The organism is Actinomycetes bacterium, assembly GCA_035489715.1.
GTDB lineage: Bacteria > Actinomycetota > Actinomycetes > JACCUZ01 > JACCUZ01 > DATHAP01.
The window spans coordinates 19,512-36,569 of record DATHAP010000150.1; the positions used below are offsets into that span (position 1 = coordinate 19,512).

Genomic DNA, 17,058 nt, shown 5'->3' on the forward strand with positions numbered 1-17,058 from the left:
CGACGGCCTGGGCGCTCAGCGCAGCTCCCCGGGCCACGACTCGGGGGCCTCGCCGGCGACCTGGCGGGCGAGCTCCCCGATGTACCAGCGCCGGAAGGCGACGACGTCCGAGGACGGCTCGAGGGTGAGGAGGGTGCCATCACGGCAGAAGGCGTCGGCCTCTTCGAGCAGCTGCTCGACCCGCTGGGCGACCTCGACGACGTCGGGCGGCACATGAAGCTCGATGTCCAGGCTGTCCTCACCGCGGGCCAGGGCCTCGTCTCGCACCTGCTCGCTGGCGTTGTTGCGCGCGGACCGGCGGTCCATCTCCTCGAGCAGCTCGAGCAGCGTCCCCGGCACCGGCGACCCCTGCTCCGAGGAGGCGAGCAGCGCGAGCTCGCGGTAGACCGACTCGTAGTGCTCGCTGGCCCTGACCCCGAGCCGCAGGGGGTAGCGCCGGAGCCACACTCCGTGCAGCTCGGACTGGGCCAGGTCGGACGTCCCCGCACCGCTGAACTCAGAGGTCACGCGGCACACCCTCCGCGAGCAGGTCGTCGGCGAGGAAGGACCACGCCTGCTCGTCCGGCCGGCCGACCTCGAACCAGACGACCTTGCCGCCGCGAGCGGGGTCGGGCTCGACCCCCCAGCGGCGGGCCAGCTGCTCGAGCATCCGAAGTCCGCGGCCGGTGCCGGAAGTGAGCCGGAAGTGGTGGACCCGCGGTTCGACGGGGGAGGCGTCGTGGACCTCGACCCGCACCGTGTCGGCGCCGGCCTGGACGTCCAGCCTGATGTCGCTGCGCGCGTGCAGCACCGCGTTGGTCACGACCTCCGACACCAGGAGCACGACCGTGTCGATGTCGGCCGCGGAGCTGCCGGCCGCCCGACGCGCGAACCGGCGGGCCACCGGGACGCTGTCCGTCGATGGCGGCAGCTCGAGCGCGCTCACGCGCCCGAGGGTATCGCGCCGGGGTCTTGCGGCCCGGTCGTCAGGCGGTGTCGCCGCGCCGCCGGTCTGCGGCCCGGTCGCGCGCCTCCTTCGCCTGCGCGATGCGGGCTCGCCGCTCGTCGCGGTCGAGCTGCGCCGCCTCGTCCGGCGTCGGGGCCGACCCGCCGAGCCGAGAAGGCAGCCACCAGTCGTCCTCGCCGCGGGCGGGTCGGTCCGGATAGGTCTCCTGCGCCTCGTGCAGCATCCGCTCCATCAGGGCCCGCAGGTCTGCCGTGACCGCCACCGGGTCGGCGCCGGGGTCGACGGGCACCCGAGGGTCGACCATCACCGTGATCGGCACCCGGGTGCGGCCGAGCCGCTTCGACCGGCCCTTGGTCCACACCCGCTGCGATCCCCAGATCACCGTCGGCAGCACCGGGACGCCCGCCTCCGCAGCCATCCGCACCGCGCCGGCCTTGAACTCCTTCAGCTCGAAGGAGCGGCTGATCGTGGCCTCGGGGAAGACCCCGACGATCTCGCCGCCGCGCAGCGCGTCGACGGCCCGACGGTAGGAGCCGGCACCCGCCTCACGATCGACCGGGATGTGGTGCATGCCGCGCATCAGCGGCCCGCTCACCCGGTGCTCGAAGACCTCCTGCTTGGCCATGAACCGCACCAACCGCCGCGCCGGGTGGGCGGCCATACCGGCGTAGGTGAAGTCCAGATAGCCGACGTGGTTGATGGCCATCACCGCGCCACCCGTGCGCGGGACGTGCTCGGTGCCGCGCAGGTCGAACCGCAGCCCCTGCAGGGCGAAGACCGCCCGCGCGAGGGTGATGACTGGCGGGTAGACCAGCTCGGCCACGGCGGGAACCTACCTGTCGGCGATGTCGTCGGCGAGAGGGGAGAGGAACGGTCGTACGTGCGACAGGTACTCCCCCGGCGCCGTCGTGTGCACATGGTGCCCGACGTCGACGGTCACCAGCCGGCCGTCCCGCACCAGCTCGGCGAGCTCGGCCAGCTCGCCCTGGTCGTTGGCGCTGGTCGGGCCGCCACCCACCACCAGGACCGGTGACGTGATGCGCGGCAGATCGGCCCAGGCCCGCGGGTCCGGGTCGTTGAGCTCGGCGATCACCGCCTCGAGCATCGCCCAGTCGAACGGCACCTCCTCGGGCGCCTCGGGCGGCGGGACCGGGAACTCGCGGGCGCCGGTCGCCGGGGCGGTGTCCTCGAGGACCAGCCGGGTCAGCCGGTCCGGCGCGGCCTCCGCGACGAGGACGGCCACGCTGCCGCCCATGGAGTGGCCGACCAGGTCCAACCGCTCCAGGCCGAGGGCGTCGGCGAGGGCCAGCACGTCGTCGCGCATCAGCGCGAGCGAGTAGCCCGTCGTACGCCCTGAAGCGCCGTGGCCGCGCAGGTCCGGGGCGACCACCCACCGCCCCTCGGCCGCCAGCGCCTCGGCCACGACCGCCCAGTCGTCGGCGTCGCCGGCGAGGCAGTGCAGCAGGACGACGGGGCGGCCTGCCGGGTCCCCCCAGGTCCGGACGGAGAGCGTGACCTCGCCGAGGTCAACCAGCCGGCGCTCACCGGCGGCTCCGCTCAGTGGGTGACCTCCAGCGCGTCGAGGAGCTGGTTGACGGCGTCGTCCAGCTCGCCGGACCCCTGGACCACGAGGTCCGGCTTCTCCGGCGGCTCGTAGCCCTGCCCGACGCCGGTCATGTTGGGCAGGGTGCCGGCCTTGGCCTTGGCGTAGAGGCCCTTCGGGTCGCGCTCGACGACCACGTCGGACGGGGTGTCCACCCAGACCTCGAGGAAGTCGCCCTCCTGGAACAGCCCCTTGGCCGCCCGCCGGTCACCGCGGAAGGGCGAGACCAGAGACACGATGACGATGAGTCCGGCGTCCACCATCAGCTTTGCCGTCTCGGCGACCCGCCGGACGTTCTCGGCGCGGTCCTCGGGGGTGAAGCCGAGGTCCTTGTTGAGGCCGGTGCGCACGCCGTCGCCGTCGAGGACGTAGGTGTGCAGGCCCATGCCGTGCAGCTTGCGCTCGAGTGCGTCGGCGATCGTCGACTTGCCGGCGCCCGGCACACCGGTCAGCCAGAGCACCCGGGGGCGCTGGCCCTTGAGCAGGGCCCTTGCGTCCTGGTCGACGGTGAAGGCGTGCGGGGTGACGTTGTGGGCGCGCCGCAGCGAGTGGCGGACCAGCCCGGCCGCGACCGTGTCGCGGCTCACCCGCTCCACGAGCAGGAAGCCGCCGGTGTCGCGCGAGACGGCGTAGGGGTCGAGCGGCACCGCGGTGTCGGTGGCGATCTCGACATGGCCGATGTCGTTCATCTTCAGCGTGCGGCCGGCCATCTCCTCGCCGGACACCACGTCGCGCCGGCCACGGATGGCGGTGACGACCGCCGGCACCGCGAGCCCGCCCGCGAGCAGCAGGTAGGAACGGCCGTGGCGCAGCTCCTCCTCGCCGGTCCACACCAGGTCGGCCGCGAAGGCCGAGGCGGGGCGCGGGTAGTGGTCGGCCGCCAGCCCCTCGGCCGGTGCGACAAGCAGGTCGCCACGGGTCACGTCGGTCTCGGTCTCGACGGTGACGACCACGGCGGTCCCTGCGTGGGCCTCGTCGACTTCCTCGCCGCCCACCAGCACGCGCTCGACGATCGTCGACCCGCCCTTGGCGTTGACGACGACCTTGTCGCCGGGCCTGACGGTCCCGCCGACGACGGTGCCCGCGTAGCCGCGGAAGTCGTCGGCCCGCACGACGTACTGCACCGGCAGGCGGAACGGCACCACGTTGGTGTCCTCGGACGCCGCCGGCTGCCACGAGGTGAGCGCCTCGAGGACAGTCGGGCCGTGGTACCACGGCATCTGCGTCGACCTGTCGATGACGTTGTCGCCGGTGAGCGCGCTCACCGGGATGACGTCCACCTCCTCGAGGTCGAACCGGGCGGCCGCCGACCGAACGCCGCCGGCCAGCTCCTCGAACGCCACGTGCTCGAAGCCGACCGCGTCGAGCTTGTTGATCGCGACGATGACGGTCCGCACACCCATGAGCGCGCAGACGGTCAGGTGCCGGTGGGTCTGCGGCCTGATGCCGCGCGTCGCGTCGACGAGCAGGATCGCGATGTCGGCCGTCGACGCCGCCACGGCCATGTTGCGTGTGTACTGCTCGTGCCCGGGGGCGTCGGCGATGATCGCGCGCCGGCCGGACGGCAGGTAGAGGTGCCGGTAGGCGACGTCGATGGTGATGCCCTGCTCGTGCTCGGCCTCGAGGCCGTCGGTGAGCATCGAGAAGTCCACCTCGCCCTTGGGGATGGTGGAGCCGCTCCGGCGGGTGTTGCGCGCGTAGTCGAGGATGTCGTCCGGCACGCTCTCGGTCTCGGCGAGGAGACGGCCGATCAGGGTCGACTTGCCGTCGTCGACCGAGCCGCACGCGACGACCCGGACGATCGGGTGCTCGGCCAGAGCCCTGTCCTCGTCGGCCGTGCGCCGGGGAGCCACACCGGTCGGGGTGGTGGTGGTCGTCATCTCAGAAGTACCCCTCGGTCTTCTTGCTCTCCATCGATCCGCCGCCCTCGCCGTCGATCAGCCGCCCGGAGCGCTCCGAGCGGCGGTCGACGAGCATCTCGGCCAGCAGGTCGTCGAGGTCGGCGGCGTCGGACTCCACCGCGGCGGTCAGCGGGTAGCAGCCGAGGGTGCGGAAGCGGACCTTGCGCTGCTGCGGCTGCTCGCCGTCCTCGAGCGGGTAGCGGTCGTCGTCGACCATGATCAGCTGGCCGTCGCGCTCGACGACCGGACGCTCCTCCGAGAAGTAGAGCGGGACGACCTCGATGTTCTCCCGCTGGATGTAGCGCCACACGTCGAGCTCGGTCCAGTTGGACATCGGGAACACCCGCATCGTCTGACCCTCGGCGAGCTGGGTGTTGGCCGTCCGCCAGAACTCGGGTCGCTGCTTGCGGGGCTCCCAGCGGTGGCCCGGCTCGCGAAGCGAGAACACCCGCTCCTTGGCCCGCGACCGCTCCTCGTCCCGCCGGGCACCACCGAAGGCTGCGTCGTATCCGCCCTCGTCGAGGGCCTCGCGCAGCGCCACGGTCTTCATGATCCGGGTGTACTCGTGGGTGCCGTGGGTGAAGGGCGTCACGCCCTCGGCGACGCCCTCCTGGTTGGTGTGGACCAGCAGCTGCACACCCTTCTCCCGGGCCATCCGGTCGCGGAACTCGATCATCTCCCGGAACTTCCACGTGGTGTCGATGTGCAGCATGGGGAAGGGCACCTTGCCGGGTGCGAAGGCCTTCACGGCCAGGTGCAGCAGGACCGAGGAGTCCTTGCCGATGCTGTAGAGCATCACCGGCCGGCGGAAGGCACCGGCGGCCTCGCGGAAGACGTGGATGGCCTCCGCCTCGAGGGCGTCGAGGACCGCGTCGGGGGCGATGGCCGTCTCAGCGGCTGTGGACATGAAGGACTGACCTCGCTGGCTCAGGGGCCGCGCCGGGCGCGACGGGGGGCAGCCGCCATTGTGCCCAGGGAACGTGTCGTCCACCCAATCGGCGTCCCCGGGGCCCGCGTTCGCTGTGAGCGGACAGCCGGCATGCGTCCGGGGAGCGGGAATGCCGTTGCCGGTGTCGGTGCTGCCGTCTAACGTCCAGGTGCGGCGAAACGAAACCGTTTCGTTTCGCGCTGGTGAACGTTTATCGACGGAGGACGGCATGCCACCCCAGGCGAGCGCCCCGGGTGCGGTGCAGGGGCGCGACAGCGCGATCTGCGACGCGACCCTCGCGCTGCTCGTCGAGGTCGGCTACGACCGGATGAGCATGGACGCGGTCGCCGCCCGCGCCCGGGCCAGCAAGGCCACGATCTACCGGCGCTGGCCGGGCAAGGCCGAGCTGGTGCTCGACGCGGTGCGCTCCCGGGCCCCTGGCCTGGTGGTTCCGGCCGACACCGGCAGCCTGCGTGGCGACCTGGTCGCCACCTACAGCGCCGCCGCGCACGGGGCGGGCGCCGAGGAGGCGGAGCTGGTGGCGGGCGTGCTGCGCGCGATGCGCAGCGCCCCCGAGCTGGGTGACTGCGTGCGCGCCCAGGTCTTCGAGAGCAAGTGCGACGTCAGCCGCACCCTGGTATCTCGTGCGGTCACCCGCGGCGAGCTCCCCGTCGGCACCGACCCGCTGCTGCTGCACGAGGTGGCCGGCGCCCTCTGGTTCCACCGGGTCCTCGTTGTCGGTGGGCCGGTGGACGATCAGTTCATCACGCACGTCGTCGACGACGTCCTGATCCCCCTCCTCACCAGCACGCGACCCACAGTCCTGTCCGCAGCACGTTCCGAAGCAGACTCCGAAGCAGACATGGAGACGAAGTGACTGACCAGACCCGACCGTCCGACGAGGCTCTGGGCGAGCTCGTCGAGGACCCGCACACCAAGACTTCGGCATCCTCCGAGGCGCCCGACCCCCGCCGCTGGTGGGCACTCGCCGTGCTCGCGGCGGCGCAGCTGATGATCGTGCTCGACGCGTCGATCGTGAACATCGCGCTGCCCTCCGCCCAGGAGGACCTCGGCATCAGCAACGCCAACCGGCAGTGGATGGTGACGGCCTACACGCTGGCCTTCGGCAGCCTGCTGCTGCTCGGCGGCCGGATCGCCGACTACACCGGCCGCAAGCGCACCTTCGTCATCGGCCTGCTCGGGTTCGCCGGAGCGTCCGCGCTCGGCGGCATCGCGCCCAACCAGGAGCTGCTGTTCGCTGCCCGCGGGCTCCAGGGTGCGTTCGCCGCGCTGATGGCTCCGGCCGCGCTGTCCATCGTCACGGTGACCTTCACCGACCCGAGGGAGCGGGCGAAGGCCTTCGGCGTCTTCGGTGCCCTCGCCGGCGGCGGAGCCGCCATCGGCCTGATCGTCGGTGGCGTGCTCACCGAGTACGCCTCCTGGCGCTGGTGCCTGGGCGTCAACGTCCCGGTGGCCTTGATCGTGGCCGGCCTGGCGCTCCCGCTGGTGCACGAGAGCAAGGCGCACGGCGACACCCGCTATGACGTGCCCGGCGTGCTTCTCGCCACGCTCGGCCTGTTCTCGCTGGTCTACGGCTTCACCGAGGCCGCGCGCGCCAAGCACCCGGAGATCCAGGGCGACACCTCGGTCCTGGGCTGGACCGCTCCCACGACCCTCGCTTTCCTGGCGGCTGCCGTCGTGCTGCTCGTCGGGTTCGTGTGGTGGGAGACCCGGGCCAAGAACCCGATGCTGCCGCTGCGCGTCGTCCTCGACCGCAACCGCGGCGGGTCGTACCTCACGTTCCTGCTGGTGGGCGCGGGACTCTTCGCGATGTTCCTGTTCCTCACCTACTACTTCCAGATCAACCTGGGCTACACCCCGCTGAAGGCCGGCTTCGCCTTCCTTCCGTTCAGCGTCGGCATCATCCTCACCGCCGGCGCGGTGGCCCAGCTGCTGCCCAGGTTCGGCCCCCGGCCGATCATGGTGCCCGGGCTGGTGATGGCGGTCGCCGGCATGCTGCTGCTGACGCAGATCGGCCCGGACACGTCCTACTGGACGCACGTGTTCCCGGCCGAGGTGCTGATGAGCGTGGGCCTGGCCGGGGTGTTCATCCCGGCGTCGAGCACGGCACTGATCGGCGTGGGTCACCACGACGCCGGGGTCGCGAGCGCGGTGCTCAACACCTCGCAGCAGATCGGCGGCTCGCTGGGCACGGCGCTGCTCAACACGCTGTTCGCCGGCGCGGTGACGGCCTACCTCACCGACAACCCGATCACCGATCCGGCCAAGGCCGAGGCGATCGGCAACTCGGCGCTGATCCACGGCTACCACGTCGCGTTCTTCTGGGGCGCGGTGCTGCTCGCCACGGCCCTGGTGACGACGCTGGTGTTCATCAACGCCCGCAAGGAGGACGTGCCGCAGGACGCCGGCATGGTCGCCGCCTGACGACGCTCCACCACCGGCAGGACCCGCACGACCCGCAGGGCACCGGCCGCCGGCCGGTGCCCTGCGGCACGATGTCCCGGTGACGACCCGGGTCGCGGTGGCCGCGCCGAACGGCCATGCCACCGGCGCCGCCCTGCGGGTGGTCGCCGAGGGAGGGGGCGCCGTCGACGCCGCCGTCGCGGCGATGCTCGTCACGATGGTGACCGAGCCCGGCATCGTCTCGCTGGCCGGTGGCGCTTTCACCACGGTCTGGCCGGCGGGTGAGCCGGCCGCCGTCACGGTGGACGGCTACGTCGCGATGCCCGGGCTGGGGGGGCGGCGTGAGCCCGCCGTGCACGACGTGGTCACGGACTACGGCGCCGGCGTCACGATGACCGCGGGCCTCGGGTCGGTCGCGGTGCCCGGAGCCGTCGCCGGGCTGGCCCTGGTGCAGGAGCGGTGGGGCCATCTGCCCTGGCGCGAGGTCGTCGGGCCCGCGACCGAGGTGGCGCGGACCGGGTTCACGCTCGGTGCGGCGTCGGGCTACTACCTGCCGTACGTCCGCGACTCGCTCTTCGGGTGGGACCCGCAGACCCGGGCCGCGTTGGAGGGCCCGGACGGGCGGTGGCTCGAGACCGGCGACCTCGTGGTCGTCACCGACCTGGCCGACACCCTGGCCATGCTGGCCGCCGTCGGACCGGACGCCTTCTACACCGGCGACGTCGCTGCGATCATGGCCGAGGACATGGCCGACCGTGGCGGCCTGGTCTCGGCCGAGGACCTCGCGGCGTACCGCCCGGTGGTCCGGCCCGCACTGGACGTCGACGTAGGCGCCTGGCGGCTGCGGACGAACCCGCCGCCCGCCATCGGCGGGGCGGTGCTCGCGGCGATGCTGACCCTGCTGGGCGACCGGCCGCGCGGCGAGTGGACGCGCGACGACGTGGCCCACCTGGTGGAGGTGCAGCGACAGGTGCTCGAGGTGCGCCGCGAACGGATCGACCTCGCCGACGACCGGGGGGCCGCCGCGTGGGAGCTGCTGCGCGGGGTCGGGCACGCCGGTGCGACGTCACCGAGCACCGCGCACGTGTCGGTGGTCGACAGCGACGGCGGGGCGTGCGCCGTCACCTCGTCCTACGGCTACGGCTCCGGTGCCACGGTGCCCGGCACCGGCCTGTGGCTCAACAACTGCCTGGGCGAGCGCGAGCTCAACCGGGGTGCGCAGCCGCCGCCGGGCACCCACCTGGCGAGCAACATGGCGCCGACCGTCGGGCGCCGGGCCGATGGAGCGGCGCTGGCGATCGGCAGCCCCGGCGCCGACCGCATCACGACCGCGCTGCTGCAGGTGCTGGCGTCGTACGCCAACGGTGGGACGACCCTGCAGGCGGCCGTCGACCGGCCGCGGCTGCACGTCCACCACGTCGAGGGCGGCGGCGTGCGGGTCGACGCCGAGGAGGACCTGCCGCTTCCCGTGCTGGAGCTCGAGGTACGGCGGCACCACCCGCACTCGATGTACTTCGGCGGCGTGGCGGCGACCGGCGTGACGCCGGACGGGGGGCTTCAGGCGGCGGGCGACCCACGACGTGCGGGAGCCGTGGCCATCGGCTGAGCGCCGGCGGCCGGCGGTGCCAGAGCCGCGAGGAGCAGCACGACCGCGAAGAGCACCACGGTGGACACGTGGACCACGGTGCACCACAGGCAGATCGCGTCGATCCGGAACAGCTCGGCCCACACCAGGTAGAAGACGAACCCGACACCGGCGGCGAGCGCCGCGATCCGCAGCCGCGACACCAAGGGGCTCGCCGTGCGCCACGCGACGGGCAGGCACAGGGCGACGATCCCCACGTAGTAGACGAGCCCGAGCAGGGCCACCGGCACACCGGCCAGCTCGGAGTACGAGCTGCTGGTGACCTTCACGCAGTTGATGGCACCGGTGTCGGGGCAGGCCAGCGTCGCCGACGTGGAGTAGTGCTCGTAGGCGAGGTAGATCGACACCCCGAGCCCCAGCAGGGCCAGGGGCAGCGTGAGCAGGACCGCCCGCCGGGTCGGGGTCACGAGCCCGCGTCGAGCTTCTTCGCCGCCGTCATCACGCCCGTCGACATGCAGACGTTGTGCGGCTGTCCGTCGGTCAGCTCGCACAGGGCGGCCGTCAGCACGTTCGCCGACCCGTTGACGGCCTGCGCGGTGTCGCTCTGCGGGTCGTCGAGCGCGGACGCGATGTCCGTCCGAGACTTGCCCACCAGGACGTCGGGGACGTACTGCGACCCACCGAGGACGAACTCGCCGCCGAGGGAAAGGAACGGGATGGAGCCGGCTGGCCCGGAGATGAACGGTGGCCGGGCGTAGGTCACGAACGTCCGGGCGTCTTCACCCTTCAGCTCGTCCAGCTTCTCGTACGCGCCGTTCACCTTCTGGTTCGTGGACGTCTCGACACCGGTGAACGAGAGGTAGTCGCTGGTGTAGCTCGCGCCGTGGAAGGTCAGCGTCCTGGTGCGGGGGTAGACGTCGTCACTGGCCGACTCCGAGCCACCGAGGCCCTTCCAGGTGCCGAAGCGGGAGAGCGCGACGACCACCGGCCAGCGCTGGGCGGCGCAGAAGGGGCAGTACTCCGCCCCGACGTAGAGGACCTGGGGCTTGCCGTCCTGGGTGATCGCCCTGGCGTCCGGCACCCGGGTCGGCGGCGTCTCGCTGGTGCCGGCGCCGACCGCGTCCAACGCGGACGGGGGGACGCTGGTCGCCGCCTTGACCGCCGCATCGGCCGAGCTGGTGGACGCCGCGGCCGGGTCGTCGGCGCCGTCACCGAACCCGGCGACGCTGGCCACCACCAGCCCGGTCAGGACGAGGGCGACCGCAGCGATGGACGCCACGGCGATCCGCAGCCGGCGGCGGCGCTCGGCGTGCGCCCGCTCGGCGGCGAGCTCGCCAGCGCGGCGCTGGCGATCGGCCGCCTTCCTCGAGTTCGAAGTCGGCGTACGGCTGCTCATGGGCGCGCTTCAGCGGTCACCCGACCAGTAGAGCGCGCCGCGATCCCTCGTGCCGAGGGCCGGACGGTCCGTGTCGCGGGGGACGTTGGTCCCGACCGGTCTAGCGCTTGCGCGTGACGCGCAGGATCATCCCGTCGTTGCCCGTGGTGACCGTCAGCCCGTCGCGGTGCAGCCGGGTGCGGGTGGGCTGGCTGGGGTCGGGCTGGACGTCCTGCGGGTCCTCGAGGACGGCCCGGATCTGGTCATCGGAGATCTTCATGCCGGCGGCCGCGGCTCGGGCGCCCTTGAGCATCCGCAGCGAGCCGGCGGCCGGCTGGCCGTTGACCGGGCCGCCAGACCGGACAGGTCCGCCCGTTCCGCCGGAGCGACCGGACGGGCCGCGACCGGCGGAGCGGACGTCGTGCGCCGGCTCGTCGACCTCGTACGGGTCGACCCCGTCCGGGACGGGCGGAGCCTGGAACACCAGCGCGGTGGTCCCGCTGCCGGTGCCGTTGGTGGGTGTGGTCATGTGTTCCTCCGTGGACCGGTGAGACCGCCGTTTACTTGTGGCGGTAGACCAGCCGGCCGCGGGTGAGGTCGTAGGTGGAGAGCTCGACGACGACTCGGTCCTCGAGCATGACGCGGATGTAGTTGCGCCGCATCCGGCCGGACAGGTGCGCCAGCACCTTGTGCCCGTTGGTCAGCTCGACGCGGAACATGCCGTTCGGCAGCGCCTCGGTGACGCGGCCCTCGACCTCGACAGCATCGGTCTTCTGCATGCAGGTCCTCTCGTACCGCCTCCCGGAGCGGGAGGCCAGGGCAACCGTTGCCCTGTGGATCACATCTCGTGGCGACCGGCTCGGCCCGGCGGGCTCGAGGTGCGTCGCCTGGGGGTGCCCGCGTGGCCACGGTCTCCCGTGGCCGGCAACTCGCAGGCCGGGGCTCCCGTCCAGGACGGGAGCGACAATCGGGTCAAACACGCCCGCGGGAACCGGTGTTCCCGCGTGTCCAACCCGGCCACTCTACCGCGCCGGCCCGCGTGCCGGTGCGCCGGGCAAGGACCGGTCCTTGCCCGGCGCACTCCCCTCCGCCGGCTCAGCGCCTCACAGCGGCCGCGGGGCGACCCGGCTCACCGTGTCCCCGCCGACCGCCCACAGCACCCCGCCGGCCGAGGTGAGGGCGGCGACGTCGTGCCCGACGTCCAGCGAGCCGAGCACGTCGCCGGTCGACGGCTCGATCCGCGTCAGGTGGCCGCGGAAGCCCACGACCCGGGCCACCCAGCCCGAGCCCGCCAGCTCGGCCACACCCAGGGTCAACCCGGGCAGCTCGGTCTCCGTGAGCACCTCTCCGGTGACCGGGTCGATCTGGGACACGCTGCTGCCGCAGATCCGCGACGACACCCAGACGCTGCGCCCGACGGCGACCCCGCCGCAGGCGCCGTCGACCGGGACGGTCGCCACCACCTGGTCGGTGCGCGGGTCGATCCGGACCACAGCGTCGTCGCTGTCGACGTTGACCCAGACCGATCCGGGCCCGACCGCCACATGGCCCGGTCCCTGCGGTGGGGTGCCCATGGGCACGGTCGCGACGACCTCGCGGGTCGCCGGGTCGATCCGGCTGACCGACGCGGTCGCAGAGCCGTGGTGGTTGGTGACCCAGACGGCGTCGGTGCCGGCAGCGAGCTGCCACGGGTCGTCGCCGACCGCGATCCGGTCCGTGACGGTGTCGTCCGACGGATCGATCCGTACGACGGTGTCCTCGGTCGGGCTGGTGGCCCAGACGGCGCCCGCACCGAACGCGACGAAGGTCGGCTCGCCGGCCGCGTTGTCCGCGCCGCGGCCGCCGATGTCGATCCTGGCGCGGACCTTGCCGGTCCGCCGGTCGAGCCGGACCACCTCGAGGCGCCGTGGCACGGTGACCCACACCGACCCCGAGCCGACTGCCAGGTGGAACGCCCCACGGACCTTGGTGCGGTCCACGACCTCGGCGACGACCGCCGTGCCGTCGGTCACCACCGCAGCCGGCGTCGTCGACGGGGTCGTGGTCGTCGTCGTGGTTGCAGACGTCGTCGTGGTCGCGCCGGCGGCTGTCGGCTCGTCCCCCGCGCAGGCCGCCAGCAGGCAGGCGACCAGGATGCCCACGGCTGCCCCCGTGAGCCGTTGTCCGGTGGTCCTTCCCATCTCGGTCCTCCCCCTCGCGTGTCGGATGTACGGGCCCTGAGACGTGCACCACCCGGATCGGTTTACCTGTCAACCGAAGCCGCGCTGGTGCGTCACTCAGGGCGTCGGAAGGCGGATACTGCGGCCAAGGGGCTGACACGTGGACGAGAGCCAGGTGTGTGCGGGCGCCGTGGTGGCCGACCCGCCCACCGGCGACCTCGTCGGCTCCCTGTTCGCCGCCCACTACCCGCGGCTGGTCCGGCTCGCCGTGCTCCTCGTCGACGACCAGGAGACCGCGGAGGACGTGGTGATGGACGCCTTCACCGGTCTGCACCGCCGGCGGCTCTGGCTGCGGGACCCCGACGACGGCTTCCGCTACCTGCGCTCGGCGGTGCTCAACGGGTCGCGCAGCAAGCTGCGGCGCCGCCGCACCGTGCGCAACACCGACCTGCCGGCGCCACCGACGACGACCGGCTCCGCCGAGGAGGAAGCCCTCCAGCGCTCGCGCGAGCGCGAGCTGGTCGCCTACGTGCGTGGCCTGCCCCAGCGTCAGCGCGAGGTCGTCGTGCTGCGCTACTACGGCGGCCTCAGCGAGGCCGAGATCGCCGCCGAGCTGCGGATCAGCCGAGGGACGGTGAAGGCCCACGCGTCCCGGGCCCTCGACGCACTCGCGCGGGCGATGGAAGGGGGTCGGTGATGACGACGCCGACGACGCAGCCGTGGGACCTGGAGCGCGCGCTGGAGTCCGCCCTCGCCGCCGAGGCCGACGTGGCGGAGATCGACGTCCACGCGGCGGCCAGCCGGCTGGAGGAGCGTCTCGACCGATCACGCCGGACGGCGCGGGTCGTCCTGGCCGGCGCGGCTGCCGCCGCCGTCGTGCTCGTGGTGCTGCTCGTCCAGGGCGGTCCGGACGATCGGCGCAGCGCACCCCCGGCCGAGGACGACCGCCAGGGCGGGCAGGTGACCGCGGTGGTACCGCAGGGCGCCGGGCTCACCGACATCGGCCAGCCGGTCTACCGGGTCGGCAGCGACGGGCGCACCGCCTGGGTGACCGACCAGACCCAGCGGCTGACCGGCGTCGCGCTCGACGGCGGTGACATCACCACCCGGATCGAGCTGCCCGGCGAGGACGGCAGCGCGTTCGACGTCGAACCGGTCGGTGACCTGGTCTGGGTCAGCCTGCGACTGTCCAACCTGGTGGTCGCGGTGGACCCGCGCACCGGTGAGGTCGTGCACCAGGTCCGCACGACCGGCGACCGCGGGCCGTTCGGCATGGCCGTCGACGGCGGTGATCTCTGGTCGACCGCCGGCGCCACCCTGCTGCGGATCGACGCCGCCACCGGGGAGCTGCTCGACACCATCCAGCTGCCGCCGACCACCCGCGCCTACGACGTGGCCGTGGCCGGCGGCTCGGTGTGGGTCACCGACGTGGGTCCGCCGTTCCGCGTCCTGCGCTACCAGCCCGGGCGGGACCGGCTGGTGCCGACGCTGCTGCCCGCCTCCCCCGCCGGCATCGCCGCGACCGCCGACGCCGTCTGGGTCGCGATGGTGGCCCGCCCCGAGCTGCTGCGCGTCGACGCGGAGTCCGGGCTCGTCACGGACCGCGTCGAGCTGCCCGGCAACGGCCTCGCCGTCACGGCCACCGGCCCCTCGGTGTGGGTGGGGCTGCCGGAGATCGACCAGGTGGCCGAGGTCGACGCCAGGTCCCGACGGCTCGTGCGGCTGCTGCAGGTGGGGAGCTACCCGCCGTTCGCCCGGCAGTACGGCGACATGCTGCTCGTCACGAGCAACCTGGGGGGCGAGCTGGTCCGGGTGCCGCTCGGCGACTGACCGCCGGTTCGGTCAGACGGTGACGCCGAAGGCCTCGGTGAAGGCCTTCTTCGCGTAGGCGTTGCTGGCGTAGGCGAACCCGTTGTCGCCCCAGCCGGTGCCCCAGCTGTTGCGGATGATGAAGCCGGTCGAGGTGTAGCCCACCATCGCGACGGCGTGCCCACCCCGGGCGGTGGCCGGCTTGTACGTCGTCAGCTTGCCCTTGCTCGCCGTTGCGTTGTCCCAGGTGCTGTCGACGTCGAGCCGGGTCAGGATCGGCCCGTTCTGGGCCAGCCAGGTGCGCCAGTCGGTCGGGTCGGTGCCGAGGTTGAAGTACGCGGCGATCTTGAGCTGGGTCGACAGGGCGTAGAACGTGGCCACCTCCCCGGCGTAGAGCTTGCCGGACGCGAACGGCAGCACCGAGTCCTGCACGGCACCCCACTTGCGCGACACGTCCAACGCCGCCTTGAGCCAGGTGCCGTCGGACTCGATGAAGGTCGTGGGCTGGGCCACGAACTGGTCGGTCTCCTTCGCGGCCATCCAGATGAAGCGCGGTGAGAGACGCGGCGTCTTGGGCAGCCGGCCGGCCTGCACGAAGTGCCAGCGCAGCACGCCCTCGGCCGTGGCCCACCCGACGCACGAGCCGGTGTCCTTCTGGTCGCCGACCGTCCACCAGTCCTCGCGCAGGTCGCGGGACGCCGGGATCGCGCGGGCGGGCGCCCGCATCACCCCCGCGTCGGCGGCGTTGTGCATCCGCCAGTCGGTCTCGGTCCCGGGCGACGGCTGGCAGTTGAGCACCCGGCGCACCCCGCCGACCTCGGTGCTCGCAACGCCCGGCACGGGCTTCTCCTTGATCGCCACGGCGACCTCCTCCCCCATGCGGCGCGACCCGGCGCCGCTATGGTCGTGACGGTAGACGCAGGTCCGCCCCGCATGGGAAAGGGCGGGCAAAGCCGCGGCGGCGGCCGAGCACCGGGACGGGTCGTGGACGAGTCCGAACGAGCGGTCGAGCGGGAGTCCCGGCGTGAGGTCACCGTCGGCGATGTCGTCGAGCTGAGTGTGTCCGACCTGCCCGGTGCGGGGTACCGCTGGGAGGTGCCTGCGCTCCCTCCCGGGCTGGCCGTCGTCGAGGACGACTGGGTGCAGCCCGACCCGCCGCCCGGCGTCGGGGCCGGCCGGGCGCGCGTGCTGCGGATCCGCGCCGACCGGACCGGCGAGTACGTCGTCCGGCTCGAGCTGCGCCGGCCCTGGGAGGCCGCCCCGGCCCGGGTGAGCGAGGTGCCGGTGTCCGTCACGGCTCCCGCTGGACCCTGATCCCGACGGGCCCGGTCCGGCAGCGGCTAGCGTGCCGCCATGACCGCCGAGCTCACCGTCCTGCACGCCGGCTATGCGACCGGTGAGGGCGTGGCCTCGAGCGTGGTGCTGGTCCGCGACGGCGCCTCTACGGTCGTCGTGGACCCTGGAATGGTCCGCAGCCCCTCGCTGATCCTGGACCCGATGACCACTCTCGAGGTGTCGGCCGGCGACGTCACGGACGTCGTCCTGAGCCACCACCACCCCGACCACACGTGGCACATAGCGCTGTTCCCGAACGCGCGGGTCCACGACGCGTGGGCGGTCTACCAGGGCGACCAGTGGGACGACCAGCCGGCCGAGGGACGGGAGGTGTCGCCGTCGGTGCGGCTGATGGAGACGCCCGGCCACACCGCCCAGGACATCAGCACGCTGGTCGAGACCGCCGAGGGGCTGGTCGCCTGCACGCACCTCTGGTGGTTCGCCGAAGGTCCGGCCGAGGACCCGCGGGCGACCGACCTGCCGGCCCTGCACGCCAGCCGCGAACGGCTGCTCGCACTCGAGCCGGTCCGGGTGGTGCCCGGGCACGGGCCGGCGTTCGTCCCCGGCCCGTCGACGCCAGGCTGAGCCGACGGAGCGCCGGCTCTGGTCTCAGGCGGCAGCGTGCAGCCGTGGCCTCCTTGTAGGAGCCCTCGTCCGGCACGACCGTGAGGGTCCAGTCCTGCACCGTGCCGTCACAGACGGCCGCGCTCTGCTGGTCGACGAAGCCGGTCACCTTGGTGCCGCGAACGGTCTGATCGAGCCCGCCGAACAGGGACAGGCTCTCCGACTCCGTGCACGTGTACGTGCCCGAGACGGTCACCGTGAAGCGACCGCCACCACAGAGCACGGTGTCCAGGTCCTCCCCCGGAGTGCCGGTCGTGACCAGCATGCTGACGGAGTACGAGGAGTCGAAGGAGTCGATGTCCACGCCGGTGCGGGCGTCGGACGTGAACGTGTACCAGACGGTGGCGTCGGCTGGCGGGGGGCTTGCAG

General features: G+C 73.0%; 19 protein-coding genes. 7 read left to right on the forward strand and 12 right to left on the reverse strand.

The genetic code is table 11. The features are described from left to right. Positions 1-15: 15 nt before the first annotated feature. Genes VK640_12010 through cysD form a run of 6 tightly spaced genes read right to left on the reverse strand, consistent with a single transcriptional unit; the run spans position 16 to position 5,357 of the window. The gene (locus VK640_12010; GenBank protein HTE73908.1) at positions 16-507 is read right to left on the reverse strand and encodes a hypothetical protein; all 492 of its coding nucleotides are present in this window, start codon (positions 505-507) and stop codon (positions 16-18) included. Continuing rightward, positions 497-925, reverse strand: coding sequence for an ATP-binding protein (locus VK640_12015; GenBank protein ID HTE73909.1), 429 nt, complete (start codon positions 923-925; stop codon positions 497-499). Before VK640_12015 ends, VK640_12010 begins: the two co-directional genes overlap by 11 nt. A gap of 40 nt (positions 926-965) precedes the next feature. After that, a complete protein-coding gene (locus tag VK640_12020; GenBank protein HTE73910.1) occupies positions 966-1,769 on the reverse strand; it encodes a lysophospholipid acyltransferase family protein in 804 nt (267 codons plus the stop codon). A 9-nt stretch (positions 1,770-1,778) separates the two neighbouring features. Next, positions 1,779-2,507 (reverse strand): alpha/beta fold hydrolase, encoded by a 729-nt coding sequence (locus VK640_12025; GenBank protein HTE73911.1) that lies wholly within the window; start codon positions 2,505-2,507, stop codon positions 1,779-1,781. Continuing rightward, positions 2,504-4,429: an adenylyl-sulfate kinase gene (cysC, locus tag VK640_12030; protein ID HTE73912.1), complete on the reverse strand. Its 1,926-nt coding sequence runs from the start codon at positions 4,427-4,429 to the stop codon at positions 2,504-2,506. Before cysC ends, VK640_12025 begins: the two co-directional genes overlap by 4 nt. A gap of 1 nt (position 4,430) precedes the next feature. Further along, positions 4,431-5,357 (reverse strand): sulfate adenylyltransferase subunit CysD, encoded by a 927-nt coding sequence (gene cysD, locus VK640_12035; GenBank protein HTE73913.1) that lies wholly within the window; start codon positions 5,355-5,357, stop codon positions 4,431-4,433. A 250-nt stretch (positions 5,358-5,607) separates the two neighbouring features. Between cysD and VK640_12040 the strand changes: the two genes are divergently transcribed. From VK640_12040 to VK640_12050, 3 genes are all read left to right on the forward strand, one after another. Beyond that, entirely contained in the window at positions 5,608-6,255 is a 648-nt protein-coding gene (locus tag VK640_12040; protein ID HTE73914.1) for a TetR/AcrR family transcriptional regulator, read from the forward strand. Between the two features lie 29 nt (positions 6,256-6,284). Next, entirely contained in the window at positions 6,285-7,823 is a 1,539-nt protein-coding gene (locus VK640_12045; GenBank protein HTE73915.1) for an MFS transporter, read from the forward strand. 79 nt (positions 7,824-7,902) lie between these two features. After that, positions 7,903-9,408 (forward strand): gamma-glutamyltransferase, encoded by a 1,506-nt coding sequence (locus VK640_12050; GenBank protein HTE73916.1) that lies wholly within the window; start codon positions 7,903-7,905, stop codon positions 9,406-9,408. Here VK640_12050 and VK640_12055 read toward each other — a convergent pair. The 5 genes from VK640_12055 to VK640_12075 form a co-directional block, all read right to left on the reverse strand. Continuing rightward, positions 9,360-9,854: a vitamin K epoxide reductase family protein gene (locus VK640_12055; protein ID HTE73917.1), complete on the reverse strand. Its 495-nt coding sequence runs from the start codon at positions 9,852-9,854 to the stop codon at positions 9,360-9,362. The two genes, VK640_12050 and VK640_12055, sit on opposite strands and share 49 nt — an antisense overlap. Beyond that, positions 9,851-10,783, reverse strand: coding sequence for a DUF929 family protein (locus VK640_12060; GenBank protein ID HTE73918.1), 933 nt, complete (start codon positions 10,781-10,783; stop codon positions 9,851-9,853). The genes VK640_12055 and VK640_12060 overlap by 4 nt, the downstream gene beginning before the upstream one ends. Before the next feature lie 100 nt (positions 10,784-10,883). After that, the gene (locus tag VK640_12065) at positions 10,884-11,291 is read right to left on the reverse strand and encodes a hypothetical protein (GenBank protein ID HTE73919.1); all 408 of its coding nucleotides are present in this window, start codon (positions 11,289-11,291) and stop codon (positions 10,884-10,886) included. A 31-nt stretch (positions 11,292-11,322) separates the two neighbouring features. Further along, entirely contained in the window at positions 11,323-11,541 is a 219-nt protein-coding gene (infA, locus tag VK640_12070; protein ID HTE73920.1) for a translation initiation factor IF-1, read from the reverse strand. Between the two features lie 324 nt (positions 11,542-11,865). Beyond that, positions 11,866-12,903, reverse strand: a complete 1,038-nt coding sequence (locus tag VK640_12075) for a hypothetical protein (GenBank protein ID HTE73921.1) — start codon at positions 12,901-12,903, stop codon at positions 11,866-11,868. A 178-nt stretch (positions 12,904-13,081) separates the two neighbouring features. Here VK640_12075 and VK640_12080 point away from each other — a divergent pair, with 178 nt between their 5' ends. Both VK640_12080 and VK640_12085 read left to right on the forward strand, forming a co-directional pair. After that, entirely contained in the window at positions 13,082-13,618 is a 537-nt protein-coding gene (locus VK640_12080; protein HTE73922.1) for a SigE family RNA polymerase sigma factor, read from the forward strand. Next, a complete protein-coding gene (locus tag VK640_12085) occupies positions 13,618-14,751 on the forward strand; it encodes a hypothetical protein (protein ID HTE73923.1) in 1,134 nt (377 codons plus the stop codon). The genes VK640_12080 and VK640_12085 overlap by 1 nt, the downstream gene beginning before the upstream one ends. A 12-nt stretch (positions 14,752-14,763) precedes the next feature. Here VK640_12085 and VK640_12090 read toward each other — a convergent pair whose 3' ends face one another. Then, complete coding sequence (locus tag VK640_12090) at positions 14,764-15,591, reverse strand: C1 family peptidase (protein HTE73924.1); 828 nt, start codon at positions 15,589-15,591, stop codon at positions 14,764-14,766. Between the two features lie 123 nt (positions 15,592-15,714). Here VK640_12090 and VK640_12095 point away from each other — a divergent pair, with 123 nt between their 5' ends. Both VK640_12095 and VK640_12100 read left to right on the forward strand, forming a co-directional pair. Continuing rightward, the gene (locus tag VK640_12095) at positions 15,715-16,044 is read left to right on the forward strand and encodes a protease inhibitor I42 family protein (protein HTE73925.1); all 330 of its coding nucleotides are present in this window, start codon (positions 15,715-15,717) and stop codon (positions 16,042-16,044) included. Positions 16,045-16,083: 39 nt separating this feature from the next. Next, on the forward strand, positions 16,084-16,650 hold the full coding sequence (locus tag VK640_12100; GenBank protein ID HTE73926.1) for an MBL fold metallo-hydrolase: 567 nt from the start codon (positions 16,084-16,086) through the stop codon (positions 16,648-16,650). Positions 16,651-17,058: the final 408 nt, after the last annotated feature.